Origin of the sequence: Pseudonocardia kongjuensis (genome assembly GCF_039526905.1) — a bacterium.
GTDB lineage: Bacteria > Actinomycetota > Actinomycetes > Mycobacteriales > Pseudonocardiaceae > Pseudonocardia > Pseudonocardia kongjuensis.
Map to the genome: position 1 here is coordinate 147,063 of NZ_BAAAJK010000014.1, position 10,619 is coordinate 157,681.

Below are 10,619 nucleotides of genomic sequence, written 5' to 3' on the forward strand. Positions count from 1 at the left end.
ACCAACCGGTACGTGCCCCCGTCGGACCCGCCGCTCCCCCAGGAGGTCCCGTGATCGCGTCCCTGCCCGTGGCGCTCACCCTGACCGCGCTGTTCGTGCTGACCGGCGGCTATGCGCTGCTGCGCTGGTCGGGTGCCGTCGCCGAGGCCGCGCCGCCCGGGCGGCGCACCTCGGAGCTGGCGCACCTGCTGATGAGCGCGGCGATGGTCGTGATGACCTGGACCTGGTACGGAACCACCGGCCTGTGGTTCCAGATCCTGCTCTTCGGCGGGTTCGCGGTGTTCTTCGCGGCCGACGCGGTCCGCCGCAGGCGGCACCGGCTGCACGGCTGCACCGGCGGCTCGGCGCATGCACTGATGGCGGCCGCGATGGTGTGGATGCTCGCCGCGATGCCGCTGATCATGCCCGCCCCGGTGACCGCCCCGGCGGGCGGCGGCGGGCACACCGGCCACGTCGGGCACGACGCCGGCGCCGACCACGCGGCACATGCGGCCGGTCAGGCCGGCTGGGCGGTCGGCGTGACCGTGGCGCTGTGCGCGGCGCTGCTGGCCGTCGCCGGGTTCTGGGCCGTCCGGGCGCTCGCCGCCGACGGCCACGGGCACGCCGCCGACGAGGACTTCCCCGGCGTCCCGCTGGATCCGGCGGGCGTCGGCAGCGACAGCACGGCCGCCACCGCCACCGGCACCGGCACCGGCACCGGAACAGGCACGGCCACCTCCACCCGCACGGCCACCCCCACCCGCACAGCCACGGCCGGCACCTCGGCGGGCCCCGGCGACATCCGCACGAACAACCCGGCCGGACCCCCCACCGCGGTCCCCGCCGGAACCGCCACCGGGGTCCCCGCCGGAACCGCCACCGGATCCCCCGCCGCGACCGGCCCGGGGACCACCTCGACCGCCGTCGCCGAACACCCGGACGAAGCGGGCGCACCGGACGCACCGTGCACACCGGACACACCGCGGCGCCCGCTGTTCGGCCCGCGCACGGACGCCGGCTGCCACGCCCTCATGAGCATCGGCATGGTCCTGATGCTCGCGGCGATGGTGGCGGGCTGGTGACCGCCGCACCCGAGGCCCGGCCCGGTCCCCCCGCCCCGGCCCGCCCGGGCGGCCCGTTCCGCGGGCTCCGGCCGCTGGTCACCCGCATCCACTTCTACGCGGGCCTGATCGTCGGCCCGTTCCTGCTGGTCGCCGCGATCACCGGGCTGCTCTACACGCTGACCCCGCAGATCGAGCGCTGGGCACACGCCGACGCGCTGTACGCCCCGGTCAGCGGGCCCGAGCTGCCGATCGCCGAGCAGGTCGCCGCCGCCGTCGCCACCCAGCCAGGGCTGCCGGTCACCGAGGTGCGGCCGTCACCCGAGCCGGGCGTCACCACCCGGGTGTCCTTCGACGCCGATCTCGCCCCCAGCTACAACCGGACCGTCTTCGTCGATCCCTACACCGCCGACGTGCGGGCCACCCTGGACACCTACGCCGAGTGGCTCCCGGTCCGCGCGGTGATCGACAACCTGCACCGGTCGCTGCTGCTCGGCCCGCCCGGCCAGGTGTACTCCGAGCTGGCCGCGTCCTGGCTGGCGGTGCTGACCGTCTCCGGGCTGGTCGTGCAGCTGACCCGGCGGGTGCGCGCCCGCCGCGAACGGGTGCTGCCCCGGACCGGCGGCTCCCCGCGTTCCCGGCTCATGTCCTGGCACGGGGCGGTCGGCATCTGGGCGTCGGTCGGGTTCCTGTTCCTGGCCGCGACCGGCCTGACCTGGTCGCAGTTCGCCGGCTCGAACGTGTCCTCGCTGCGCACCGCCCTGGACTGGACCACCCCGACGGTCAGCGGCACCCCGCTCACCGGATCGGCGGGCGCCCCGGCCGTCGGGGACACCGTCGGCGCCGACACCGCACTCGTCCTGGACGCCGCCCGCGCGGACGGGCTGACCGGCCCGGTCGAGGTGCTGCCGGGCGACCCGGGCGAGGCGTGGTCGGTGATCGGGACGGTGCGCAGCTGGCCCACCCGGATGGACTCGGTCGCCGTCGACCCGGCGAGCGGCGCGATCGTCGACCGGCTCGCCTTCGACGACTGGCCGGTCGCGGCGAAGCTGGCCCGCTGGGGCGTCGACGCGCACATGGGGCTGCTGTTCGGCGTCGCCAACCAGATCGCACTGGCCGCGCTGGCGGCGGCACTGATCGTGCTGGTCGTGTGGGGGTACCGGATGTGGTGGCTGCGCAGACCCACGCTGCCCGGCGGCCGCCGGTACGCGGGCCCGCCGGGATCGCGGGAACGCCCGGCACCGGCGTCGGTGGCGCTGGTCGCGGGGCTGGCACTGCTGATCGGGCTGGCCATGCCGGTGCTCGGCATCTCGCTGGTCGCCTTCCTGCTGCTGGACGCCGCGCTGGCCGCCCGCCGGGCGTCCACCGGGGTGGACCCGACGCCCGCGGCCGTGTCGCAGCGGATGACGCGGCCACCGAACGGGTAGACCCGGGGCACGCCCACCCCGTAAGGAGCCGCCCGTGTTCTGGTCCTCACCCGCTCCCTGGACGACCGGCGAGATCCCGCCCCAGCACGGGCGCACCGTCGTCGTCACCGGCGCGAACAGCGGGCTCGGCCTGGAGACGGCGCGCGCGCTGGTCCGGGCGGGCGCCCGGGTGGTGCTCGCGGTGCGCGACACCGACCGGGGCGACGCCGTCGCCGGCGAGCTCGGCGGTGCCGCAAGCGTGCGGCGGCTGGACCTGGCCGACCTGACGTCGGTCCGCGAGTGCGCGGCCGGCATCGAGGGCCCGGTGGACGTGCTGGTGAACAACGCCGGGCTGATGGCGGTCCCGCAGGGCCGCACCGCCGACGGGTTCGAGATGCAGCTCGGCGTGAACTTCCTCGGCCACTTCGCGCTGACCGGCCTGCTCGCCGACCGGATCACCGACCGGGTCGTCACGCTGTCCAGCCAGATGCACCGGCTGGGCCGGATCGACCTCGACGATCTCAACGTCGAACGCCGCCGCTACGAGCGCTGGACCGCCTACTGCCAGTCGAAGCTGGCCTGCCTGATGTTCGCCTACGAGCTGGAGCACCGCTTCGTCGCCGCCGGTTCCCGGCTGCGGTCGACGGCCGCCCATCCCGGCTTCGCGGCGACGAACCTGCAGGGGCGCACCGAGTCGTTCCAGGACACCCTGGTCGGCCTCGCCACCCGGGTCGTCGCCCAGTCCGCGGCGGCCGGCGCGCTGCCCGCCCTGTTCGCGGCGACCGTCCCGGACCTGCCCGGCGGCGCCTACATCGGGCCGGACGGCATCGGCGAGGGGCGCGGCAACCCGCGTCCGGTCGGCTCGTCGGCCGCGTCGCACGACCGCCGGGTGCAGCGCGCGCTGTGGGAGCGGGCCGAGGAGCTGACGAAGGTCGGCTTCCCGGTGTGACGCCGGGCCGGTGCGTCCGGCACCGATGAGTTCACCCGCCCCGGCCGGTCGGTACCCGTACACGGCGTGAGGAGGCCGCATGAGCGGGGTACGGGTACTGGTCGGCACGCGCAAGGGCGTGTTCGTGCTGACGGCGGACGGGACACGACGGGACTGGACGGTCACCGGCCCGCTGTTCGGCGGCTGGGAGGCCTACCACGTCACCGGGTCGCCGTCGGACCCCGACCGGCTGTGGGCGGCGCTGTCGATGGGCTGGTTCGGCCAGCAGCTGCAGCGCTCCGACGACGGCGGCCGCAGCTGGGCGCCGGCCGGCAACGACTTCAGCTACGCCGGCGTCCCCGGCACCCACCAGAGTTTCGACGGCACGCCGCACCCCTGGGAGTTCACCCGGGTCTGGAAGCTGGCGCCGTCGCCGTCCGACCCGGACACCCTGCTGGCCGGCGTGCAGGACGCGGCACTGTTCCGCTCCGTCGACGGCGGCGACAGCTGGACCGAGGTCCGCGGGCTGCGCGAGCACGGCTCCGGGCCGCACTGGCAGCCCGGCGCGGGCGGGATGTGCCTGCACACGATCTGTCCGGACCCGCGCGACGACGCCGCGCTGCTGGTCGCGATCTCGGCCGCCGGCGTCTTCCGCACCGACGACGGCGGCGCCAGCTGGCGGGCCGCCAACCGCGGCCTGGTCAGCGACGGCATCCCCGACCCGGACGCCGAGGTCGGGCACTGCGTGCACAAGCTCGCCCGGCACCCGGACCGGCCGGACACCGTCTACATGCAGAAGCACTGGGACGTCATGCGGTCCGACGACGGCGGCGACTCCTGGTACGACATCGGCGACGGCCTGCCCAGCGACTTCGGCTTCGTCGTCGACGTGCACGCGCACGAGCCGGACACCGTCTACGTCGTCCCGATCACCAGCGACGCCGAGCACTACCCGCCGGACGGGCGGCTGCGCGTCTACCGCAGCCGCACCGGCGGCGGCGGGTGGGAGCCGCTGACCAGCGGCCTGCCGCAGGAACACTGCTACGTCGACGTGCTGCGCGACGCGATGGCCGTCGACCGGCTCGACGAGTGCGGGATCTACGTCGGCACCACCGGCGGCCAGGTGTACGCCTCGCCGGACGCCGGGGACAGCTGGGCGCCGATCGTCCGGGACCTGCCCGCCGTGCTGTCGGTGGAGGTGCAGACGCTGGGGGCCGCGTCGTGACCGCGACCTGCACGGTCCGCGTGCTGCTGCCCGCCCAGCTGCGCCGGCTGGCCCGGGTCGACGGCGAGCTCACCGTCCCGGTCGCCGGGCCGCCGGTCTCGCTCGGGGCGGTGCTCGACGCCGTCGAACGGCGGCATCCGGAGCTGTGCGGGACGATCCGCGATCGCGGGTCCGGGCGGCGCAGGCCCTACCTGCGCTACTTCGCCTGCGAGGAGGACCTCTCGCACTCCCCGGCCGGGGCCGCGCTGCCGCCCGCCGTCGCCCGGGGTGACGAGCCGTTGCTGGTCGTCGGGGCGATGGCGGGCGGCTGAGCCGGGCCCAGCTCAGTGCTTCGCGGAGCGGGTGAAGCCCTCCGGGACGATCAGGTCGTCGCGGGTCAGCTCGTGGATCGACTTCTTCCCGAGCCCCAGCAGCGCCTCGTCGATGCCCTTGTAGAGGATCGACAGCACGTTCGTGACCCCGCGCTCGCCCTGCGCGGCCATCCCCCACAGGTAGGCGCGGCCGATCAGGCAGGCCCGGGCGCCGAGGGCGAGCGCCTTGACCACGTCGGAGCCGCGGCGGACGCCGCCGTCCATCAGCACCTCGATCTCGTCCCCGACGGCGTCGACGACCGCCGGCAGCGCCCGGATCGCGGCCGGGGTGCCGTCCAGGTTGTTCCCGCCGTGGTTGGACACCGAGATCGCGGTGGCGCCGGCGTCGACGGCCCGGCGGGCGTCGTCCGGGTGCATGATGCCCTTGATCATGAACGGCCCGCCCCACTGCTCGCGCAGCCAGGCGATGTCGTCCCAGGTCGGCAGCGGGGTGGTCCACCAGACGCCGTACGCGCCGAAGAAGGTGGGCGCGTCGCCGCCGCCGGGGGGCGCCATGTTCGGCGCCTTGAGGTCCGGGATCCGGCCGCTCTTCGCCCAGTCCAGCAGGTAGCGCGGCTTGGTGATCATCTCCGGCGCGAACTGCAGCGCGGCCTTCAGGTCGACCTTCTCCGGGATGGGCGGGCTGCCCCAGTCCCGGCGGGTGGCGAAGGTCCAGTCCAGGGTCACGATCAGCGCCTTCGCGCCGGCCGCCCTGGCCCGCTCGGCCCGGGCCAGGATGTCCTCCTTGGAACCGGCCCAGTAGACCTGGAAGAACACCTTGTCGTTGACCGCGCAGACGTCCTCCACCGAGCGCGACGCGAACGACGACAGGCCCATCGCGGTCGACACGGTCTGCTCGGGGTTCAGCGGGTTCTGGATGTTGGAGCTGGCGGCGGCGCGGGCGACCGCGACCTCGCCCTCCGGGTCGACCGCCTGCACGCCGGTCGGCGAGATGACCACCGGCAGGTCGATCTCCTGCCCCAGCACGGTGGTCCGCTGGTCGCGCTGCGGCGGCAGGCCGGCGATGTGCGGGCGGAAGCCCAGCTCGTCGAACGCGGCGACGTTGTCGGACAGCGTGATGCCCTGTTCCGCCCCGGCCACCAGCGCGTAGTAGACGGATCTCGGGAGCCGGCGGCGCGCCCGGCGCTGCGCCTCCGCGACCGTCTCGAACCAGTCCTTGGTGCTCGCCATCGCTGCCCCTTCGCAGTGTCCCGGTGTCGCCGCGCGGTGCGCGTGCCCAGCACGGTCCGCATGCGGCGCGTCACCGACGGTCGTGCCGGTACGCACGGTCACGGGTGTCGGACCGCACCGCACCGTATCGTTTCGGCACCGAGTGCCACAATATGGCGGGCCGTCACCCCGTCCGATCGGCGAGGCCCGGACCATCCGCCCGACCAGCGACGACACCGCCGGGCCGGGCCGGTGGCCGCGGGGTACCCCGGTCTGCCGCGGTCCCGGGTCACGCCACGCGAACAGCACCCCCCGGACGGCCTACACCGGATCGTGGCGACGCGCGCGGAGGACCGGCCGTCGGTAACTCTCCGCAGCCTCGATACGGTGTGCCCGCAGTCACCGGTCAGCGGGCGGCAGGCCCGCGGCAAGGAGGAGCCGTGTACAGCCACGCGCGGGGTGGGCACGCTTCCGGTGCGACGCCGGTCGTCTCCGGCTCGGCCGGGTACGGCATGCCGTCCGGCTACGGGGCGCCGCCCGGATACGGGGCGAGCAACCACCGGCCGATCGGCCTGCCCGGGCAGGCGCGGGCCCCCGAGCCGCCGCCGCAGCAGCCGTCGCCGGGTGGTGCGCTGCTGACCGTCCTGGCGGTGGACGACGAGGAGCCGGCCCTGCTGGAGCTCGCCCACCTGCTCGGCGAGGACCCGCGGGTGGACACGGTGCTCACCGCGCCGGACGCGACCGAGGCGCTGCGGATCCTGCACGGCTCCCAGGCCGACGCCTCCAAGCCCGGCGTCGACGTGGTGTTCCTCGACATCCGGATGCCCGGCCTGGACGGCCTGGAGCTCGCCAGGGTGCTCAACGCGATGGCCGATCCGCCGCCGGTCGTGTTCGTCACCGCGCACGACGACCGCGCCGTCGACGCCTACGAGGTCGGCGCCGTCGACTACCTGCTCAAGCCGCTGCGCAGCGAGCGCCTCGCCGGGTCGCTGGACCGGACCGTCGCACTGCACGCCGCCCGCCGCGCCGAGGCCGCACCGCCCGGCCCGGCCGGGCACCCCGCCCAGCCGGGCGGCCAGCAGGTGCCCCCCGGCCGCCGGGGCGCCCCCGCCGCCACCTCCGACGACGAGGTGGTCCCGGTCGAGCTGGCCGGCACCACCAAGCTCGTGCCGCGGTCGTCGATCCGGTTCGTGGAGGCGCAGGGCGACTACGCCCGGTTGCACACCAACGAGGGCAGCCACCTCGTCCGGATCCCGGTCTCGGTGCTGGAGGACCGGTGGGGCGAGGCCGGCTTCGTCCGGATCCACCGCGCGTACCTGGTGGCGCTGGCGCTGATCACCGAGCTGCGGATGTCCGGCTCCGGCTACGTCGTGCGGCTCGGCAACGGCCCGGGTGCGGTCGAGCTGCCGGTCAGCCGGCGGCACACCGCCGGGCTGAAGCGGATCCTGCGCGGTCGACCGCCGCGGCCGCAGCGCGGGCCCGACGACGGCCCGGACGGCCCGATCCTCCCCCGCTGACACCCCGCTGGCACCCGGCTGGCGCCCGGCTGACACCCCGCTCACACCCGGCTGGCAGCCCACTGACAGCCCCCCGGCGCCCGGGCTGACACCCCGCCGGCGCCCGGCTGACAGCCCACTGACACCCCGTCGGCGGCCCGGCTGACAGCCCACTGACACCCGCCGGCGGCCCGGCTGGCAGCCCGCCGGCGCCCGGCGACACGCCGCACACGCTCCGCGCTGCCCCGGCGGCCCCGCTCACCTAGCCTGGCGACCGGTGTCCACCTCGCGGGTAACTCAGCCGACCACCGTCCGTCACCGACCGGGGCGGTCGATCCGCCCGCTCACCCTGATCGGCGCGCTGCTCGCGCTCTGCGCGCTGCTCGCCGGCTGCACGAACGATCCCGCGGCGGACGCGGAACCCGCGCCGCCGCCCACCCCCGAGGCCGCGCCGACCAGCGCCGAGCCGCCGGTGCCCGAGCTGCCCGGCGGCGGCACCGAGCTGTTCCCGCAGCGCCGGATGGTGGCGCTCTACGGCCATCCCGGGACGCCCGCGATGGGGGTGCTCGGCGAGCAGGACATCGCCGCCTCGATCGCGCGGGCCCAGGACCTGGCGGCCGACTTCCAGCCGCTCGTCGACGAGCCGGTGGTGCCCGCCTTCGAGATCATCGCGACGGTCGCCGACACCGCACCCGGGCCGGACGGCGACTACTCGGCCGAGATGAGCGTCGAGGAGCTGCGGCCCTGGGTGGAGCAGGCCGGGCAGGCCGGCGTCTACGTGGTGCTGGACCTGCAGCCGGGCCGGGCCGACTTCCGCACCCAGGCGCAGCGCTACACCGAGCTGCTCGCGCAGCCGCACGTCGGGCTCGCGCTCGATCCGGAGTGGCGGCTGGCGGACGGGCAGCGGCACGGCGCCCAGGTCGGCTCGGTGAGCGCGGCGGAGGTCAACGCGACCTCGGAGTGGCTGGCCGGGCTGGTCCGGGAGCGGAACCTGCCGCAGAAGGTCTTCCTGCTGCACCAGTTCCAGGTGCCGATGATCTCCGACCGGGCCGACGTGGTGACCTCGCACCCGGAGCTCGCCACCGTGCTGCACGCGGACGGCTTCGGCACCCCGCAGGAGAAGATCGAGACCTGGAACACGCTGCACTCCGCGCCCGGGCCGGAGGGGCTCTGGTGGGGCTGGAAGAACTTCCTCGACGAGGACTCGCCCACCTTCACCCCGCGCCAGACCTACGACGTCCGGCCCGAGTCCCCGGTGTTCGTCTCGTACCAGTGACGGGTATGTCCGGAGCCTCCCGTGACCTCCCCCGGAACACCCACAGGGGTGGGTGGCCGGGCACCGAGATCGTGATCACGGCAAGTACTCTCGGGTGACCCGAGCGCCGGAGCCGCCGCCGGTGCAGACACCCGTGCCCGGGTCGCGACGCCCGGCACGGCGGGCCCGACCGTGCCGATCAGTGAAGGGGGTGCCCGGGTGGCGGAACCACCGCGCGAGGACCCCCATGGCCACGACCCGGCCCGGTCCGGCCCGCCGCGGGACGGCAGGCGTTCCGGGCGGCGCGACGACCGCCCGCACCTGCGGCCCGACGGCCGCCGCGAGCATCCGGCACCGGACGGCGGCGACCCGCGTGATCCCGGCAGGCAGCAGGCCGACCCTCAGCCCGGCCCGGCCGGCGGGCGGCACTCCGGTCCGCAGCCGGCCGGCCGGCCCGGGGCGGTGAACCCGCCGGGCGGTCGCGGTGGCGGGCAGCAGCGTCCGGGGGGCGGGGCGGGGGTGCCCGGTGGATCCGGTCCGGGTGGTCCCGGTCCCGGGGGGCCCGGCGGCTCCGGCGGCCCGGGCGGACCCGGCGGCCCCGGCGCCGGTGGGCCCGGCCCCTCCGGTGGCGGCCCCGGTGGCTCCGGTCCCGGCCCGAACGGCCGTGGCGCCGAGCGGCCGCCGACCGGTGCCCACGGCCGGCCCCCCGCGGGCACCGGACCCGAGCAGCGTCCGGGCGGCCCGCCACCGGGCGGGCACGGACGACCCGGCCGGGCCCCGGGCCCGCCGGGACCCGACGACCGGGGCGAGACCCCCGGCGACCCGGACGGACCGTGGTTGCGCCGCCGCGAGCGCGAGGCCGCCGCCGCGGCCGAACGGTCCGCCGCCTGGCGCGCACGCGCCTCGCGACCCGATCCGGCGGCCGGCCGGAGCGGGCACAGCGACAGCAGGCCGACCGACATCCGATCGATCCGGGCGACCCGGCGCGGGATCGGCGAGACCGTCAGCGCGACGGCCGTACCGGGCCGCCCGGACACCGCCGCCGAGCGCCGCCGGTACCGCGCCGCCGAACCGGACGCGCCCCCCGCGGAGCGCGACCGCGCCGCCCGGCTCAGCGGGGAGCTGCCGGTCGTGCCGCGCCGCGGTCCGGGTTCCCGGCCCGAGCCCACCGGTGACGGCGGACCGGCCGCACCCGGACGGCCCGGGCCGCCCCCCGGACCGCAGGCCCCGCCCCAGGACCGCGCTGCCCCGCCCGCCGGCGGCCCGGCAGGAAGTGGCCCGGCAGCAGGTGGGCCGGCAGCGGGTGGCCCGGCAGGTGGCCCGCCCCCCGGTGCACCTCCGGCGCGCCCGGACGGCGCTCCGGGCCGGGGCCGCCCCGACGGCGCGCCGGCCCGGTCCGGTGCCCCGGGGCCGCGCCGTCCCGGCTCGCCGCCCGATGCGGACCCGGGATCCGACCAGGCCGGCCCCGGCCGGCCCGGCACCCGGCCAACGGCCCGGCCGCCGCGTGCGCCGGGTCCGCCCGCCGACGTCCCGGCCGCCGGTGCCGCCGGGGCCGGAGCGGGAGCCGGAGCCGACGGCGCCGCCCGTGCCGGTGCAGCAGGTGCCGGTGCCCGAGGCACCGCCGCCGGTGCCGGCGCCGCAACACCCGGTGCCGCAGCAGCCGGCGCCGCTGCAGCCGGTGCCGCAGGCGCCTGGGGCCACCGCGGCCCGGCCCGCCCGGGCAGCGCCCCGCGCGGCGGTGCCCACCCG

General features: G+C 76.9%; 8 protein-coding genes. 7 read left to right on the forward strand and 1 reads right to left on the reverse strand.

Features of this window, described 5'->3' with window-relative positions:
• Positions 1-50 precede the first annotated feature (50 nt).
• The 5 genes from ABD160_RS17490 to ABD160_RS17510 all read left to right on the forward strand — a co-directional run bounded on the left by ABD160_RS17490 (position 51) and on the right by ABD160_RS17510 (position 4,910).
• Entirely contained in the window at positions 51-1,061 is a 1,011-nt protein-coding gene (locus ABD160_RS17490) for a DUF5134 domain-containing protein (protein WP_344023706.1), read from the forward strand.
• Positions 1,058-2,467: a PepSY-associated TM helix domain-containing protein gene (locus ABD160_RS17495; RefSeq protein ID WP_344023707.1), complete on the forward strand. Its 1,410-nt coding sequence runs from the start codon at positions 1,058-1,060 to the stop codon at positions 2,465-2,467. The genes ABD160_RS17490 and ABD160_RS17495 overlap by 4 nt, the downstream gene beginning before the upstream one ends.
• Positions 2,468-2,501: 34 nt before the next feature.
• Positions 2,502-3,395, forward strand: coding sequence for an oxidoreductase (locus ABD160_RS17500; protein WP_344023708.1), 894 nt, complete (start codon positions 2,502-2,504; stop codon positions 3,393-3,395).
• 79 nt (positions 3,396-3,474) lie between these two features.
• Entirely contained in the window at positions 3,475-4,599 is a 1,125-nt protein-coding gene (locus tag ABD160_RS17505) for a WD40/YVTN/BNR-like repeat-containing protein (protein WP_344023709.1), read from the forward strand.
• Positions 4,596-4,910, forward strand: a complete 315-nt coding sequence (locus tag ABD160_RS17510) for a MoaD/ThiS family protein (protein WP_344023711.1) — start codon at positions 4,596-4,598, stop codon at positions 4,908-4,910. Before ABD160_RS17505 ends, ABD160_RS17510 begins: the two co-directional genes overlap by 4 nt.
• 12 nt (positions 4,911-4,922) lie before the next feature.
• On the opposite strand, the gene mftD is transcribed toward ABD160_RS17510, so the two are convergent.
• Positions 4,923-6,140 carry a pre-mycofactocin synthase MftD gene (gene mftD, locus ABD160_RS17515; protein ID WP_344023713.1) on the reverse strand — a complete coding sequence of 406 codons (1,218 nt, stop codon included), beginning with the start codon at positions 6,138-6,140 and terminating at the stop codon, positions 4,923-4,925.
• 419 nt (positions 6,141-6,559) lie between these two features.
• On the opposite strand from mftD, the gene ABD160_RS17520 reads away from it, so the two are divergent.
• Positions 6,560-7,636, forward strand: a complete 1,077-nt coding sequence (locus ABD160_RS17520) for a LytR/AlgR family response regulator transcription factor (RefSeq protein ID WP_344023715.1) — start codon at positions 6,560-6,562, stop codon at positions 7,634-7,636.
• A gap of 256 nt (positions 7,637-7,892) precedes the next feature.
• Positions 7,893-8,891, forward strand: coding sequence for a hypothetical protein (locus ABD160_RS17525; RefSeq protein WP_344023717.1), 999 nt, complete (start codon positions 7,893-7,895; stop codon positions 8,889-8,891).
• Positions 8,892-10,619 lie beyond the last annotated feature (1,728 nt).